The 15,870-nt window shown below is 71.1% G+C and carries 14 protein-coding genes; 7 read left to right on the forward strand and 7 right to left on the reverse strand.

Translation table 11 applies throughout. From position 1 onward, the window contains the following. The first annotated feature begins 1 nt into the window (after position 1). Complete coding sequence (gene glmS / locus DFJ66_RS09260) at positions 2 to 1,810, forward strand: glutamine--fructose-6-phosphate transaminase (isomerizing) (RefSeq protein WP_121219843.1); 1,809 nt, start codon at positions 2 to 4, stop codon at positions 1,808 to 1,810. A 313-nt stretch (positions 1,811 to 2,123) separates the two neighbouring features. On the opposite strand, the gene DFJ66_RS09265 is transcribed toward glmS, so the two are convergent. Next, positions 2,124 to 3,410 carry a sensor histidine kinase gene (locus tag DFJ66_RS09265; protein WP_121219845.1) on the reverse strand — a complete coding sequence of 429 codons (1,287 nt, stop codon included), beginning with the start codon at positions 3,408 to 3,410 and terminating at the stop codon, positions 2,124 to 2,126. After that, entirely contained in the window at positions 3,407 to 4,096 is a 690-nt protein-coding gene (locus tag DFJ66_RS09270) for a response regulator transcription factor (RefSeq protein ID WP_121219847.1), read from the reverse strand. Before DFJ66_RS09270 ends, DFJ66_RS09265 begins: the two co-directional genes overlap by 4 nt. Positions 4,097 to 4,300: 204 nt before the next feature. On the opposite strand from DFJ66_RS09270, the gene DFJ66_RS09275 reads away from it, so the two are divergent. From DFJ66_RS09275 to DFJ66_RS09290, 4 genes are read left to right on the forward strand one after another with little or no spacing between them, the layout of a single operon-like run. Beyond that, positions 4,301 to 5,512, forward strand: coding sequence for an ABC transporter ATP-binding protein (locus tag DFJ66_RS09275; protein ID WP_121219849.1), 1,212 nt, complete (start codon positions 4,301 to 4,303; stop codon positions 5,510 to 5,512). Then, positions 5,509 to 6,813, forward strand: coding sequence for an ABC transporter substrate-binding protein (locus DFJ66_RS09280; protein WP_121219851.1), 1,305 nt, complete (start codon positions 5,509 to 5,511; stop codon positions 6,811 to 6,813). The genes DFJ66_RS09275 and DFJ66_RS09280 overlap by 4 nt, the downstream gene beginning before the upstream one ends. Beyond that, positions 6,810 to 8,159, forward strand: coding sequence for an ABC transporter permease (locus tag DFJ66_RS09285; protein ID WP_121219853.1), 1,350 nt, complete (start codon positions 6,810 to 6,812; stop codon positions 8,157 to 8,159). The genes DFJ66_RS09280 and DFJ66_RS09285 overlap by 4 nt, the downstream gene beginning before the upstream one ends. Then, complete coding sequence (locus tag DFJ66_RS09290) at positions 8,156 to 9,043, forward strand: carbohydrate ABC transporter permease (protein WP_246029654.1); 888 nt, start codon at positions 8,156 to 8,158, stop codon at positions 9,041 to 9,043. Before DFJ66_RS09285 ends, DFJ66_RS09290 begins: the two co-directional genes overlap by 4 nt. A gap of 65 nt (positions 9,044 to 9,108) precedes the next feature. Here the strand turns inward: DFJ66_RS09290 and DFJ66_RS09295 are convergent, their stop codons facing one another. Beyond that, on the reverse strand, positions 9,109 to 9,642 hold the full coding sequence (locus DFJ66_RS09295; RefSeq protein WP_121219855.1) for a TetR/AcrR family transcriptional regulator: 534 nt from the start codon (positions 9,640 to 9,642) through the stop codon (positions 9,109 to 9,111). 130 nt (positions 9,643 to 9,772) lie between these two features. On the opposite strand from DFJ66_RS09295, the gene DFJ66_RS09300 reads away from it, so the two are divergent. Continuing rightward, complete coding sequence (locus DFJ66_RS09300) at positions 9,773 to 10,993, forward strand: FAD-dependent monooxygenase (protein WP_121219857.1); 1,221 nt, start codon at positions 9,773 to 9,775, stop codon at positions 10,991 to 10,993. 45 nt (positions 10,994 to 11,038) lie between these two features. On the opposite strand, the gene DFJ66_RS09305 is transcribed toward DFJ66_RS09300, so the two are convergent. From DFJ66_RS09305 to DFJ66_RS09315, 3 genes are all read right to left on the reverse strand, one after another. Then, positions 11,039 to 12,889, reverse strand: a complete 1,851-nt coding sequence (locus DFJ66_RS09305; RefSeq protein WP_246029655.1) for a DNA/RNA non-specific endonuclease — start codon at positions 12,887 to 12,889, stop codon at positions 11,039 to 11,041. Between the two features lie 162 nt (positions 12,890 to 13,051). Further along, positions 13,052 to 13,681: a response regulator gene (locus tag DFJ66_RS09310; RefSeq protein ID WP_121219861.1), complete on the reverse strand. Its 630-nt coding sequence runs from the start codon at positions 13,679 to 13,681 to the stop codon at positions 13,052 to 13,054. Beyond that, complete coding sequence (locus DFJ66_RS09315; protein ID WP_121219864.1) at positions 13,678 to 14,724, reverse strand: sensor histidine kinase; 1,047 nt, start codon at positions 14,722 to 14,724, stop codon at positions 13,678 to 13,680. The genes DFJ66_RS09310 and DFJ66_RS09315 overlap by 4 nt, the downstream gene beginning before the upstream one ends. Before the next feature lie 155 nt (positions 14,725 to 14,879). Between DFJ66_RS09315 and DFJ66_RS09320 the strand changes: the two genes are divergently transcribed. After that, a complete protein-coding gene (locus DFJ66_RS09320; RefSeq protein ID WP_121219865.1) occupies positions 14,880 to 15,494 on the forward strand; it encodes a hypothetical protein in 615 nt (204 codons plus the stop codon). Here the strand turns inward: DFJ66_RS09320 and DFJ66_RS09325 are convergent. Beyond that, positions 15,416 to 15,868 carry a YybH family protein gene (locus DFJ66_RS09325; protein ID WP_170199232.1) on the reverse strand — a complete coding sequence of 151 codons (453 nt, stop codon included), beginning with the start codon at positions 15,866 to 15,868 and terminating at the stop codon, positions 15,416 to 15,418. The two genes, DFJ66_RS09320 and DFJ66_RS09325, sit on opposite strands and share 79 nt — an antisense overlap. Positions 15,869 to 15,870: the final 2 nt, after the last annotated feature.

Raw genomic sequence — 15,870 nt, forward strand, 5'->3', positions numbered from 1 at the left:
CATGTGCGGAATCGTCGGGTACGTCGGCTCCCGGGACGCGGTGCCCCTCCTGCTGGAGGGCCTGCACCGCCTGGAGTACCGGGGCTACGACTCGGCGGGCGTGGCCGTGGCGGGCGAGGAGCTCCAGGTCGCGAAGACCGCCGGCCGGGTCGCCGACCTGCGCCGGGTCGTCCCCGCGGACATGGCCGGCACCACCGGCATCGCCCACACCCGCTGGGCCACCCACGGCGAGCCCAGCGACCGCAACGCCCACCCGCACACGTCCGGCCGCATCGCCATCGTGCACAACGGCGTCTTCGAGAACTCCGACCGGCTGCGCGCCCAGCTCACCGCGCAGGGCGTCACGCTCGCCTCGGACACCGACAGCGAGGTCCTGGCCCACCTGGTCGCCCGCAGCGGCAAGACCACCCTGGAAGACGCCGTGCGGGAGGCGTTGAGCCAGGTCGAGGGCACCTACGGCGTGATCGTCATGGACGCGGACCGACCGGGCGAACTGGTCGCGGCCCGGCGCGGCAGCCCGGTCGTGCTGGGCGTGGGCGAGCACGAGATGCTGGTCGCCTCGGACGTGTCCGCGCTGGTCAGGTTCACCCAGCAGGTCATCTACCTGGACGACGACGAGCTGGCCACGGTCACCGCCGAGGGCTACCGCACCAGCACCATGGACGCCCGCTCCACCACCAAGTCGCCGACGTCGATCGACGTGGCCACCTCGGAGTACGAGCTGGGCGAGCACCCGGACTTCATGTACAAGGAGATGGCCGAGCAGCCCGAAGCCGTGGACCGCTGCCTGCGCGGCCGCCTGGACCACCGGTTCCAGTCCGCCCGCCTCGGCGGGGTGAACCTCAGCCCGCAGGACTACCAGCGCATCCGCCGGGTCAAGCTGCTGGGCTGCGGGTCGGCCTACTACGCGGGGCAGGTCGGCGCGGGCCTGATCGAGGAGCTGGCGCGCATCCCCGCCGACGCGGAACCCGCCTCGGAGTTCCGCTACCGCAACCCCGTGGTGGACCCGGACACGCTCTACGTGGCCATCAGCCAATCCGGTGAAACCCTGGACACGCTCGCCGCCGTGCAGGAGCTCAAGCGCAAGGGCGGGCACGTGATCGGCGTCGTCAACGCGGTCGGCAGCACCATCGCCCGCGAGTGCGGCAGCGGGATCTTCCTGCACGCCGGGCCGGAGGTGTCGGTCGCGGCGACGAAGTCGTTCACCACGATGTCGGTGGCGCTGGCGATGCTCGCCCTGGACCTGGGCCGGGTCCGCGACCTGTCGATCACCGAGGGCCGCCGCGTGGTCACCGGCCTGGCCGAGCTGCCCGCCACGATCGCCAAGATCCTCGGCGCGGAACCGGAGATCGCCGAGATCGCCCGCAAGTACGCGCACGCCCAGCACATGTTCTTCCTCGGCCGGGTGCGGGGCTGGCCGGTCGCGCGGGAGGGCGCGCAAAAGCTCAAGGAGATCTCCTACCTGCACGCCGAGGCCTACCAGTCCGCCGAGCTCAAGCACGGTCCGCTGGCGCTGATCAACCCCGAGATGCCGTCGGTGGTGGTCGTCCCGGACGACGAGCTGCTGAGCAAGAACATCTCCACGATCGAGGAGATCAAGGCGCGCGGCGGTCCGGTGATCGCGGTGACCGACGCCGACCTGCCGCCGGGCCTGGCCACCGACGTGATCCGCATCCCCAAGGCGCACGACGCCCTGACCCCGATCACGCTGTCCGTGCCGCTCCAGCTGTTCGCCTACCACCTGGCCCGCGCCCTGGGCCGCGACATCGACCGACCGCGCAACCTCGCCAAGAGCGTCACCGTCGAGTAGCGCTTCCCGGCGGCCCTCGGGGGCCCTGAGCAAGATCACCCGATCAAGCGACGGCAGGTTTCGGCGGTTCGGAGGTATCGTTGACGTGCGCTCGAAACCAACGTCGGGCGCACCCCACCGACTACCGAGAGGTGATCCGCCATGAACCGCCGTTCCCGCCCCGCCCCGCACACCCGTCCCCGCACCAGCCCCGCCGGCCTGCCCCGCACCACCCCGGGCGCCGGTTGGCACCGCCGCACGCCCTCAGACCCGCCCCCGCCGCCCCCGCCGCCCTCGCCGCGCACGCGCTCAAGCCCCCCCGCCGCGCACGCGCTCAGGCCCGCCCCCGCCACAGTCGCCACGCGCGGGGGCTGGCCGGGGCGTGGTGGCTGTGCGCCTCGCCGAACCGCAGCCGGATGCGGGCCCCGCCGAGCCTTCCCCGCTCGACGTGGATCGTGCCGCCGGTCGCCTCGGCCGCCGCGCGGGCGATGTCCAGGCCCAGCCCGGTCGACCCGCCGCCCGAGGCGCCCCGGTGCAGTGCGCGTTCGGGGTCGGCGATGCCCGGTCCGCCGTCCTCGACCACGAGGGTCACCCACCCGGCGTGCTTGACCACGGCCACGGTCACGGCCGTGCGGGGCGGGGTGTGGTGGAAGACGTTCTCCAGCAGGGCGTCCACCACCGCGCCCAGGGCGTCCGCCGACAGCAGCACGGGCGTGGGCTCGACCGGCAGGTCGACCTCGCACGGCCGCCCCTGGTCCTCCGCGTGCGCGGACCAGAAGCCCATGCGCGCCCCGACTACCTCGGCCACGTCACAGCTGCCGGGCTCGGTGGATGTCGCGACGGGGTGCAGCGACTCGATGATCCGGTCCACGTCGTGCTCCAGCGCGGTCACGGCGCTGCGGATGCGGTCGGCCACGGGGCCCGCGCCGATGGCGTCGGCGTCCAGTCGCAGTGCGGTGAGCGGGGTGCGCAGCCGGTGGGAGACGTCGGCGATCATCTCCCTCTCCTTGGCCAGCAGGCGTTCGGTGCGGTCGGCGGCGGCGTTGATCGCGGTGGCCAGTGCGGTCAGCTCGGGCGGGCCGTCGGCTCGGATGCGGACCCTGCGGTCGCCGTGGGCGATCTCCTCGGCGGTGTCGGCCATGGTGCGCAGGGCTCGCATCGCCGGGGCGAGCACCCGCCGCCCCAACGCGACCGCAGCCACCACCGCGGCACAGGCCAGCAGCACCAGCGCAGCCAGGCGCGCGACCAATCCCGCGGTGACCACGGGGGCGGGCGAGGAGACCTCCACGACCGCCCGCCGACCATCCACAGTGGACACCGGCGTCAAGCCCTCGCCCGTCGAAGACACCGAACCGCGGCCCGCGCCGATCGTGGTGCCGTCGGGCAGGTGCACGGCCAACCGGCCCTGCGCGCCGGCCGCCGTCCGGGCCAGCGCGCTGCGCACCGCGTCCGGGTCCGTGGTCACCGAGAGCACGGCCGCGACCGTGGTGACCTCGTGCCGGTCGTCCGCGGCGGCCCGTGAGCGGTCCGCCGCCACCAGCAGCGCCCCCGCGCCCACCACCAGGACCACACCCACCAGCGTCGCCGACCACCGCAGCGCACGGGTGAGGAGGCTCCTCATTCCGGCGCCACCAGCTTGAACCCGACACCGCGCACGGTGTGCAGGTAGCGCGGTTTCGCGGCGGTCTCCCCCAGTTTGCTGCGCAGCCACGACACGTGGACGTCGATGGTCTTGTCGTCACCCAGGTACGGCTGCCCCCACACCGCTTGGAACAGCTCACGGCGCGGCACGACCCGACCCGGTCGTTCCGCCAGGTAGGAGAGGAGGTCGAACTCGCGGCGGCTCAGCGACAGCGGCTGGTCGGCGCGGAAGGCCTGGCGCTGCGCCAGGTCCACCCGCAGGTCGCCCACGGCCAGCACGTCCCGCTTCTCCGGGCGGGCGCCGGCGGTGGTGCGGCGCAGCAGGGCGTTGATCCGGGCGTTGAGGTGCTCGGCGGAGAACGGCTTGACGATGTAGTCGTCGGCGCCGGCGTTCAGGGAACCCACGACGGAGCTCTCGGCGCCGCGCGCGGTGGCGATGATCACCGGCACGTCGCTGACCCCGCGCAGCATGCGCAGGGCGGCGACACCGTCGAGGTCGGGCAGGCCGAGGTCCAGGATCACCAGGTCCGGCTCGCGGGTGCCCGCCTCGCGCAACGCGGCCACCGCCGTGCCCACCGCGCGCACGTCGTGCCCGAGGTCGGTCAGCGCGTGGACCAGCGCCGCCTGGACCACCGGGTCGTCCTCGACCAGCAGCACCTTGGACATGCAGGGAGGGTAAGGCCTGCCGGTGCCCGGTTGCCGGGGCGTTAGCGGGTTGTTGCGACTTATGGCAACCGTGCCTGGCCCTTAACGATCCCTTAGGGAAGACCGGGCTACTGTCTGCTCCACCGAAATCCAGGGTGCCGCGGATCACACCGCGGTGGGAATTGCAATTGTGCGGTCCCGCGGGACCGCACACGAGGAGCGGGCGTGGCGGAAGTCGTTCTGAGCGGTCTCGGGAAAGTGTACGTCGACGGCACCCGCGCGGTCGACGACCTGAACCTGGAAATCCGCGACGGGGAATTCCTGGTGCTGGTCGGCCCCTCGGGGTGCGGCAAGACCACGGCGTTGCGGATGATCGCGGGCCTGGAAAGCGTGAGCGAGGGAGCGATCCGGATCGGGGAGAAGGTCGTCAACGAGGTCCCGTCGCGGGACCGGGACGTGGCGATGGTCTTCCAGTCCTACGCGCTCTACCCGCACCTGAACGTGTACGACAACATCGCGTTCGGACTCACCCTGCGGAAGCTGCCCAAGAAGGAGATCGACAAGCGGGTCCGCGAGGTGGCCGAAGTGCTGGAATTGCACGAGCACCTCGACCGGAAACCGCGCAACCTGTCCGGCGGACAACGCCAGCGGGTCGCGATGGGACGCGCGATCGTGCGCGCCCCGCAGGCGTTCCTGATGGACGAACCGCTGTCCAACCTGGACGCGAAACTGCGCGTGCAGATGCGGGCGCAGATCGCGCGCATCCAGCGCGACCTCGGTGTCACCACGGTCTACGTCACCCACGACCAGACCGAGGCGATGACGCTGGGCGACCGGGTGGCGGTGATGAAGCGGGGCGTCCTGCAGCAGGTCGGCCCGCCGCAGGAGCTCTACGACCGGCCGGTGAACCTGTTCGTCGCCGGGTTCATCGGGTCACCGGGCATGAACCTGGTGACCGCGCGGCTGGACCGCGACGACGACGGGCGCTACTGGGTGACCGTCGGGTCGGACGCGTTGCTGCTGCCCGAGTCCGTGCTGCTGGCCCGCCCCGTGCTGGCCGACTACGCGGGCCGGGACGTGGTGCTGGGCATCCGGCCCGAGGACATGGAGGACGCGGCCCTGGCCGACGTGCAGGAGGGGTCGATCCTGCACTCGGTGGCCGACCTGGTCGAGGCGATGGGCTCGGACGTGCTGGTGCACTTCCCGGTCGACGCCGCGCCCGTGGTCACCGACGACACCCGCGCGCTCGCCGAGGACGACGGCACCGCCGACCTGCCCAAGGGCGGGGGTGTGGTCCTGGTGGGCCGCTTCTCGCCCCGGACGCACATCTACGAGGGCCAGCCGGTGGCCACGTGGGTGGACACGTCCCGACTGCACTTCTTCGACCCGGCCACCGGGTTGTCGCTGTGGACCGACACGTCAGGAGAGACCGAATGAGCCGCTTGAAGGTGACCGCCGCACTGGTCGCGGCGATCGCGACGGTGAGCGCGTGCAGTGGTGGCACGACCGCCGGTGGAGGGGGCGGGAAGTCCCTGAGCGGGCAGACCGTCGAGGTGGTCGGCACCTGGTCCGGTGACGAGCAGCTCCGGTTCGAGCAGGTGCTGAGCGCGTTCAAGGAGAAGACCGGCGCCGAGGTGCGCTACACGCCGGCCGGCGACGAGCTGCCGACCGTGCTGCAGACCAGGGTGCAGGGCGGGACACCGCCGAACGTGGCGCTGGTGGCCCAGCCGGGCCTGGTCGAGCAGCTGGCCAAGGCCGGGTCGGTCAAGCCGCTGTCGGCCGACGTGGAGAAGCTGGTCTCCGAGCACAACGCGGCGGTGTGGAAGAAGCTCGGCACGTTCGAGGGCAAGCTGTACGGCGTCTACTTCAAGGCCGCCAACAAGTCCACCGTCTGGTACAGCGAGAAGGCGTTCGGGCAGGTGGGCGCCGAGGCGCCGAAGACGTGGGAGGACTTCCTCAAGGTCGGCCGCGCGGTGGTGGACACCGGCCAGGCCGCCGTGTCGGTGGGCGGCGCGGACGGCTGGACGTTGACCGACTGGTTCGAGAACGTCTACCTGCGCACCGCGGGCCCCGAGAACTACGACAAGCTGGCCAAGCACGAGATCCCGTGGACCGACCCGTCGGTGCGCAAGGCGCTGGAGACCCTGGCGCAGCTGTGGGGCGACCCGCGGCTGGTCGACGGCGGCGGCGCGGGCGCGCTGCAGACGGAGTTCCCCAAGTCGGTGATCAACGTGTTCGGCGAGCCGCCGAAGGCCGCGATGGTGTTCGAGGCGGACTTCGTGGCGTCGGTGATCTCCACCAACACCAAGGCGAAGGTCGGCGAGGACGCGAAGTTCTTCAAGTTCCCGTCGATCGGCGGCAGCAAGGACGCCGTGGTCGCCGGTGGTGACGTGGCCGTGCAGCTCAAGGACGACGAGGCCACCAACGAGCTGATGAAGTTCCTCGCCTCGCCCGACGCGGGCAAGGTGTGGGCGCAGCTGGGCGGTTTCCTGTCGCCGAACAAGGACATCCCCGAGGACAACTACCCCGACGACGTGACGCGCGAGCTGGCCAAGCAGCTGGTCGACGCGGGCGACAACGTCCGGTTCGACATGTCCGACCTGGCGCCGGCGGCGTTCGGCGGCACGAAGGGCGCGGGCGAGTGGAAGGCGTTGCAGGACTTCCTGGCCAACCCCGCCGACGTCGACGGGACGCTCCAGCGGTTGGAGTCCGAGGCCGCGAAGGCGTACCAGAAGTGACCGTCACCGCACCGCGGTCCCCCGCCGGCTCCCGGGCCGGCGGGGGTCGCCGCAAGCTCGCCGTCGACCCCACCCCCGGGCGTTCGCCGCGCCAGGCGGTGCCGTTCCTGCTGCCCGCGCTGCTCGTGCTGTCCGCGCTGGTGCTCTACCCGCTGGTGTACTCGCTGGTGCGCAGCTTCTTCGACCGGTCCGGCTCGGGCTTCGTGGGTGTGTCGAACTACGTGAACCTGTTCACCGACCCGCGCACGCTGACCGCGTTCAAGAACAACGTGATCTGGGTGGTGGTCGCGCCCGCCGTGGTCACCGGCCTCGGGTTGATCTTCGCCGTGCTGACCGAGCGCATCAAGTGGGCCACCGCGTTCCGGCTGGTGCTGTTCATGCCGATGGCGATCTCGCTGTTCGCCTCCGGCATCATCTTCCGGCTGGTCTACGAGGAAGACCCGAAGCAGGGCGTGGTCAACGCCGTGACGGTCGGCGTGCACGACCTGTTCGTCGACCCGTCGCCCTACCCCGGCGCGCGTCCCCGGGACGGGCAACCCTTCACCCCGGTGGAGGAGGGTTTCACCAGCACCAAGACGTTCACGCCGGGCACAGCGGTGTCCGTGCCGCTGGTCGGGTTCCAGCCGGGTCAGGTCCCGAAGCAGGCCTCCCCCGCGTCGCAACCGTCCTCCGACGCGCGCGAGCTGCGCGGTGTGGTGTGGCTGGACGTGTCGGTGGGCGGCAAGGCCGGGCAGCTCGACCAGGGCGAACGCGGCATGCCCGGTCTGGTGGTGGAGGCCGTGCGGGACGGGCAGGTCGTCGGCCGGACCACGACCGGCAACGACGGCCGCTTCACCTTCCCGGACCTGACCTCGGGCGACTACACCCTGCGGCTGCCGCCGACGAACTTCGCGCTGCCGTTCCGGGGGCTGACGTGGCTGGGGCCGTCGCTGATCACCCCGGTGATCATCTCGTCGTGGATCTGGATCATGACCGGTTTCGCGATCACGTTCATCGCCGCCGGCCTGTCCGCGATCCCGCGCGACGCGCTGGAGGCGGCGCGGGTGGACGGCGCCACCGAGTGGCAGGTGTTCAAGCGGGTCACCGTGCCGCTGCTGTCGCCGGTGCTGCTGGTCGTGTTCGTGACGCTGGTGATCAACGTGTTGAAGATCTTCGAGCTGGTGTTCGTCATCGCGCCCGGCTCCGTGCAGGAGGAGGCGAACGTGCTGGCGCTGCAGATGTGGCAGGTGTCGTTCGGCGCGGGCGGCGACCAGGGCGTGGGCAGTGCGCTGGCCGTGGTGCTGTTCCTGCTGGTGGCCCCGGCGATGCTGTTCAACATCAGGCGATTCAGGCGGGAGCAGTCGTGACCGTGGTCGAGGTGTCGGTGAGCGGGGCGCCCCGGCGGGGCCTCGCGTCCCGGGTGGTGTCGCGGCTGGGCAGCGGCGTGGTGCAGGTGCTGCTGGCGCTGGTGGCGATCTTCTGGCTGGTTCCGGTGTTCGGCCTGCTGGTGGCGTCGCTGCGGCCGGAGTCGGCGAACACCGCGTCGGGCTGGTGGACGATCTTCACCAAGCCCTCCGAGCTGACCCTGGCCAACTACGCCGACCTGGTGGGCAACTCCACGGTGCTGCGGTCGTTCCTGAACACCGTCTACATCGCCGTGCCGTCGACCGTGCTGGTCGTCGTGATCTCCGCGCTGGCCGCCTACGGGCTGGCGTGGATCGAGTTCCCGGGCCGGATCTGGCTGACCACGCTGGTCGTCGGGCTGCTGGTCATGCCGATCCAGGTGGCGCTGATCCCGGTGGCGAAGCTGTTCGGGTCGCTGGGGCTGTTCGGCACCATCGCCGGCGTGGTGCTGTTCCACGTGGCGTTCGGCCTGCCGTTCGCGATCTTCCTGCTGCGCAACTTCTTCGTGGGCATCCCGAAGGACCTCGTGGAGGCGGCGCGGATGGACGGCGCGCGCGAGTGGGTGATCTTCAAGCGGGTGGTGCTGCCGATCGCGAAGCCCGCGATCGCGTCGCTGACGATCTTCCAGTTCCTGTGGGTGTGGAACGACCTGCTGGTGGCGCTGGTGTTCGCCGACCAGGACTCCGCGCCGATCACCGTGGCGCTGCGCGCCCAGTTGCGGCAGTTCGGCACCAACATCGACCTGCTGTCGACGGGCGCGTTCCTGTCGATGATCGTGCCGCTGGCGGTGTTCCTGGCCTTCCAGCGCTACTTCGTCCAAGGCGTGCTGGCCGGGTCCACGAAGTAAGCCGCACCACCACCCGACGACGCCGCCCGCGTGCACCGACCCACCGTTGCGCAGGGGCGGCGTTGTCACATGCCCAGGGCGGCCATAGCGGCGTCCACAGCCACTTCGCACAGGGCGTCGAAGGGCGCGTCGGGGAAGACCACCACCGTGTCGGCCAGCCCGCCCAACGCCACGGTCGCCCGGACGGCGCCGTCGAACGGCAGGTCCGGGCCGACCAGCAGGCGCGCCAGCCGGTGCCGCCAGTCGAACACCTTCTCCACCAGCCCGAGGTCTTGGAGGGCGGTCAGCTCGCGGACGATCAACATCACCACGTCGCGGTGCTGGTGGTTCAGGGCGAAGTACCGCTCCAGCAGCTCGCGCGGGTGGGGCTGGTCCCGCTCGGCCGCGAGCACGAAGGCGTCGCCATCGGCGACCAGTGGCTCGATGATGCTGCGCACCAGGTCCTCGCGGGACGCGAAGTGGTAGTACAGCGCGGGCTTGGTGACGCCGATCCGGTCGGCGATCTCCTGGAGGCTCGTGCGCTGCAACCCCTGCTTGAGGAACAACTCGCGCGCCACGGCCTGCGCGCGCTCCCTCGTGTCGGACCGCCCTCGGGACATTGCCGCAGCTTACCGACTTAACGGTCGGTAAGTATTGCCGGGCGACCCTAGGTGACTTACCATCCGTTAAGTAAGTTCCTTACCGTCCGTTAAGTCAGAATTGCCGGTCGGTCAGTCAGGGGGTGGGGTCGTGGGGGTCCTGGTGTCGGGTGCGAGCGTGGCCGGGCCGGTGGTGGCGTACTGGCTCGCTCGGCGCGGGGTCGAGGTGACGGTGGTGGAGCGGGCGCCGGCGTTGCGGAAGACCGGGGGGCACGCGGTCGACCTCTTCCGGCCCGCGATGGACATCGCCGAGCGGATGGGGGTCTTGCCGCGAGTCCTCGAGCGCGCGACCGGGACCGACCGGATGACCGTGCACTCGCCGGGCGCGCGTCCGGTGGACCTCGACCTGCACCGGTTCTTCGGGACGTTGTCCGACCGGCACGTCGAGATCATGCGGGACGACCTGAGCGAGGTGTTCTTCGACGCCACCCGGGGCGATGTGGAGTACGTGTTCGGCGACTCGATCACGTCGATCTCGCCGGAGGGCGAGGTGACCTTCGAGCGTGGCGCGCCCCGGCGGTTCGACGTGGTCGTGGGGGCGGACGGGTTGCACTCGAACGTGCGGCGCCTGGTGTTCGGCGAGGTGCCGGAGCACTTCGTCGGTGCGTACCTGGCGGTGCAGTCGTTGCCGCGGCGATTCGGTCGGGACAACCACACGACGTGCTACCTGCGGCCGGGCAAGACGGCCGCGGTCTACACGGCGAACCACCTGCCGGACGCGCGGGCGGTGTTCCTGTTCCGCGGTGAACGGCTGGACTACCACTACCGGGACACCGCGCGGCAGAAGGAGTTGCTGCGGGAGGCGTTCGCGGATGTGCCGGAGGTGGGGCCGTGGCTCGAGCAGGACGGTGCGTTCTACTTCGACTCCATCACGCAACTGCGCCTGGACACCTGGTCTCGGGACCGCGTGACCCTGGTCGGCGACGCTGCCTACTGCCCGGGGCCGGCGGTGGGTGGGAGTACCAGCCTCGCGGTGGTCGGCGCGTACGTGTTGGCGAACGAGTTGGCACAGGCGCTGGCCGGTCACCGCAGTGACCGCGGCGACGAGCGCGGGCTGGCTGAGGCGTTTGCCGCGTACGAGCGCGAGATCGGGGACTACGTGCGGCGCAGCCGTGCGTTCGCCCTGACCGCCGCCCGCCGCCTGATCCCGAGCACGAACCGGGACGTGTGGCTGCTGCGCAACGCGGGTCGGCTGCTCACCCGTCTCCCGAGCCCTCTGGGCCGGGCACTGATGAAGGCGAACGGCGGCTCGCTCCGGTTGCACGACGACGTCGAGATCAAGCAGTACCCCGAGCTGGTCGGCCAAGACTGAAGAAGCGGGTTCCCCCGGCCCCGAAAACCGGGGGAACCCGCCACCTCACCACTGGATGGATTCCAGCGAGTCCAGCGGCTGCCGGTCGTCCAGGGACTCCGGCATGGCCAGCGAGTCCGCGGCCTGCAGCGACGGCGGGAAGGTGAAGCCGCAGCGGGTCTCGATGTCGGACAGGCGGACCTGGAAGACGCGGAACTCGTCCAGCTCCAGGGCCTCCAGCTGGTTCAGGTTCTGGGTCAGGATGAACGCCCTCGCCTTGAGCACGCCCTGCTCCACGAACGCGATGACCTTCCAGTACTCGCGCGGCAGGCGCACGCCGCGGAACACCCGGTCGTCGGCCTGGAACACGGGACCGCCGTAGACGCTGACGCGCAGGTCGTCCACGTCCACGTCGGCCAGCACCGCGTCCTCCAGCCGACCCCACAGGCCGCGTTTCGCGCTCTGGTTGAAGTCGTCCATCTGGGGCGTGATGTTGGTGAAGAAGAACGAGTCGACGTTGGCTTGTTCCGCTTCCTCCAGCGAACCCCACAGCAGGTCCGCCCGGCGCGCGATGTGGCCGCGGTCGAGGCGGTTGCCCTTGTAGAGGTCGTCGCCGACCTGGAACTCGGGAGGGATGCGGGAGTCGAGGATGAACGGGATCCCGCTGCGGTTCAACGTCTTCAGGGTCTTGCCGTCGATGTTCCACGCCACCCAGAACGCGAACCGGCGCGACTTGCTCATCGCCAGCGAGAAGTGCGTGTAGTCCACGACCTCGCTGCCGCCCAGCAGCACCGCGTCCGCCTGGGCCACCGCGCCGAGCGTGGGCAGGCCGACGGGGACGCTGAGGAAGTCGGGCGCGAACCCCTTCTGGCGGCCCACCGGCTTCTTGGGCGGCTTGACGGTGACGCCGAGCTTCTCGAACACCGACTGCGGCAGGCACGCGAGCGCGTGCTCGTCGGTGCTGCCGTTGGTCTCGCCGCCGAAGTGCAGGCCTGCCATGGTGCGGGTGACCTTGCCGTTGGCGGCCTTGAACATCCAGGCCGCGCCGGAGTCGCCGGGCATGCTGATCTCGCCGCCGGGCCCGGGTTTGGCGGGGTCGGGGCCGATCTCGAAGCAGCCGATCTCCTTCTCGCCGACCGCGCCGCCGTAGTTGATCTTGACCAGGGCGTCGACGCGGCGCACGATGCCGTGCGTGACGCCGGTGGTCCGGCCGCTCTTGACGACCTTGTCGCCCAGTTCCGGCTCGCCGATCTTCTCGACGGTCACGCCGAGGTCGACGATCTCCGTGCCGAACCTCCGGTCCTCGATGCTGGCGATGGCACAGTCGCCGGCCGCGCCCAGGTGCGAGCGGACGAGACGACCGAGGCGGTTGAGGTCGGTGCGGTTGTCGTCGTGCGGGCCCGGCTGGACGATCGCGTCCCCCAACGCGCCGTTCGGGCCGTGCAGCACGTGCCAGCACGACAGCACGTAAGGCGCGCCGTCGACCCGGTCGTAGACGATCGTGCCCAACGTGCCGGCGGGTACCGACGGGTGCGAGAGGCTGATGCCGGGCACCACAGGGTCGATACGGGACTTCCGCTCGCCCGACGACCTTTCCGTGACGACCTGGAAGTTGGCCTTGTAGTCGCGCTGGAGCACGTCGGTGGGCACTTCCACGCCGTCGACGACGATGCACTTGGGCAGCGGTTCGGTGCCCAGCGCTTCCAGCGCGGACTCCTCCGCCTTCTCCTTGACGGTGAACTGGATGGCGATCTCGTCGGTCTGCTTGCCGTCCTCGACCTTGTAGCCGATGCCGATCGAGGACACGTTGCCGTCCCGCAGGTAGTCGGCGCCCTTGGTGCGCACGAACTGCCGCAGCGCCGCCATCAGCGCGTCGTTCTTCTTCTTGGCCATGAGCGCGACCCCCTGTGTGCGCACGTCGGTGGCCTTGCTGTCGACGTGCTCTTACGCCTTGTTAGCCATCCGGCGGCGCGTTCACCCGTTCAGCCCAGCGCGCACCTCCGAACGTCCTCAACCACAACGCTGCCAAGGGAACATGACCGTTGGACGAACGTGCGGTAGCGCAAGATCCTAAGTCAGCTAAAGGAGTCCGTGATCGCGGGCGTACAGCGCGGCCTGCGTGCGGTCGCGCAGGCCCAATCGGCCCAGCACGCGGGAGATGTGGTTCTTCACCGTGCCTTCGGCCAGGTGCAGGCGGCGGCCGATCTCGCGGTTGGTGCTGCCCGCCGCGACCAGTCGCAGCACCTCGATTTCGCGCTCTGTAAGCGAATGGTCACCGACAGCTCGGGGCCGGACGGCGTTCGCGAGCCGGCTCGTCGCGGCGGGGTCGAACTGGGCGATGCCGTCGTGTGCGAGCCGCACCGCCGCCGCCAGCTCGCGCGCGGGCCGGTCCTTGAGGAGGTAGCCGCTCGCGCCGCCGCGCAGCGCCCGTACCACGTAGTCCTCGTCGTCGAACGTCGTCAACATCACCACCCGGCACGACGGCAGCCGCGTCCGCAGCTCGCCCAAGGCCTCGATGCCGTCCAGCACCGGCATGCGGACGTCCATCAGGACCACGTCCGGCGTCAGCGCCACCGCGAGGTCCACCGCCTCGCGCCCGTCACCGGCGGTGCCGACGACCGCGATGCCGTCCTGGATGTCCAGCAGCGACGCGATGCTCTCCCGGATCAGCCGCTGGTCGTCCACCACCAGCACGCGCACGTCGGTCACCGCGGCACCCGCACCGTCAGCCGGGTGCCCTGGCCCGGCGCGCTGCGCACGTCCACCGCGCCACCCACGGCGGCGACCCGTTCCCGCATGCCGGACAACCCGAAACCCTCCTCGGCCGCGGAGAACCCACGCCCGTCGTCGGCCACGACCAACTCCGCCCCGGAACGTCCACAGTGGACTCGCACCGACACCGTGCGGGCGTCGGCGTGCCGCAGCGCGTTGGTGATGCCTTCCTGCGCCGCCCGGTACACCGCCAGCAGCACGGCCGGGTCGTACCCGTTCTCGTCGCCGGCGCACTCCACGTCCACCTTCAGCCCCTGCGCCAGTTCCGCCAACGCCGACGACAGCCGGAACGGTTCGCGCAACGCTCGCACCGACCGCCGCACGTCCTCCAAGGCCCGCCGAGCCGACTCGCGGGCGTCGTCCAACGCCTGGTCGGCCACGGACGGGTCGAGTTCCCGGAACGCCGACGCCTTCTCCAGCAACACCGACACCGCGGTCAGGTGGTGCCCCAGCCCGTCGTGGACGTCCCGGGCGAGCCGGTTGCGCTCGGCGGCGGCGGACAACTCCGCGAGCCTGACCCGACCTCGCTGCTCCTCCACCGCCACCGCGGCCATCGCGAGCGTCAGCACCAGGCCCACGGCGAACATCAGCAGGTCCGACACGCGCTCCACGTCGTGCGTCCAGCCCGGCGCGGTCACCCCGAAGGCCACCACGACCAGCCCGACGCACCCCACCCCGAGCACGACCGCCACCACCCGACCGAACGCGAAGTACGCGCCGAAGGGCAGCAGCAACAACAACACCCGAGCCATGCCCGACCCGTCCGAGGCCGCCACGAGCACCACCAACGCCGCCCGCACCACCAGGAACGGCACCGGGCGCGCGTACCGGGGCTCGGCCAGGTCCAGCACGACCAGCGCCACCAGCCCGCCGACGAACCAGCCGAACCGGGTCTCCCCCAGCCCCGCCAGCCCCGCGTACCCGCCGGCGAGCAGCACCGCGCCGTAGAGCAGGGGCGACAACCACGCGACCGGACGCACGACCGCAGGCTACTTCCGTTCCGCCGCCACGCCGAAGTGCCGATCGGCACCATCCGCCGGCCACTCCGCACCGCTCGGACCGGCCGGTCGGCATCGCTGAGCGCGGCCGGTCGGCACTCCCGGGCGTGACCCGCGCACACCTAGCGTCGCCGGCCATGAGCTTCCTGTTGCGGTTCGGCGCCGTCTGCGGCGCACTGTCCGGTCTGTTCATCGCCGTCCCCGGCGCGTTGGAGGCGTTCACCGGCGAAACCCTGGCGACCAGCCTGGTGATCGGCGTCTCCCCCGCCCTTGCCCTCCCCCTGCTCACCGCCCTGCACCTCGCGCAACGCCACGCCGCCGGCCACCTGGCCACCAGCGGGTACGCGGTCAACGTCGTCGGGCTCGGCCTGTTCGGCGCGGCGGCCTACGCGTTGAACGTCGTGCTGTTCCCCCTCGGGGTCACGCCCGCCGCGCCGACGCGGGTCGTGCTGCTGGCCAGCGCCGTGGTGTTCGCCGTGGGGTGCGTGTGGTTCGCGGCGGGCATGTTGCGCGCGGGCGTGCACCCGAGGGTGCCGGTGTGGATCTACCTGGTCGCGCTGCCGGTGTTCACGCTCGCCGCCCGCCTGCCGGACACGCCGTTGACCAGCGCGCTGCACGTGCTCGTCGGCGGCGCGCTGGTCTGGCTGGCGGTGTCGGTGAACGCGAAGGCGGTCTACCCGAAGGCGGCCACGTCCTCCTCCGGGACGGCCGCCGCGAACTCCTCCTCGGTCGCCACGTCGGCCGGCTCGTAGTCCACGACGATCCGCCACCGGTCGGTCCGCCGGCAGAACACGTGGAAGTGGCCGTAGACGGTCTTCGGTTCGCCGCCCTTGACGGCGTCGATGCGGAAGGTCCCGCGTTCGCTGGCGAGGTCGGCCGAGGCCAGGCGCTCGGTGAAGCGCAGGGCGATCGACAGCGAGTCGCCGTTGGCGGCGACCCGGGCGAAGAACTCCTCGATGTCGCGGACGAAGTCGGCATGGCCCCGGACCTGCTTCGCCGGACCTCCGGCGCGGATCAGGTCCGGGCTGTGCACGGCCAGGAAGGCCTGGGCGTCGAGTCCGGCGTAAGCGCGCCGGAACGGCTCCCACACGTCGTGGTTGAGCTGCGTGAGCAGGTCCGTGGTCAACG

Origin of the sequence: Saccharothrix variisporea, from assembly GCF_003634995.1 — a bacterium.
GTDB lineage: Bacteria > Actinomycetota > Actinomycetes > Mycobacteriales > Pseudonocardiaceae > Actinosynnema > Actinosynnema variisporeum.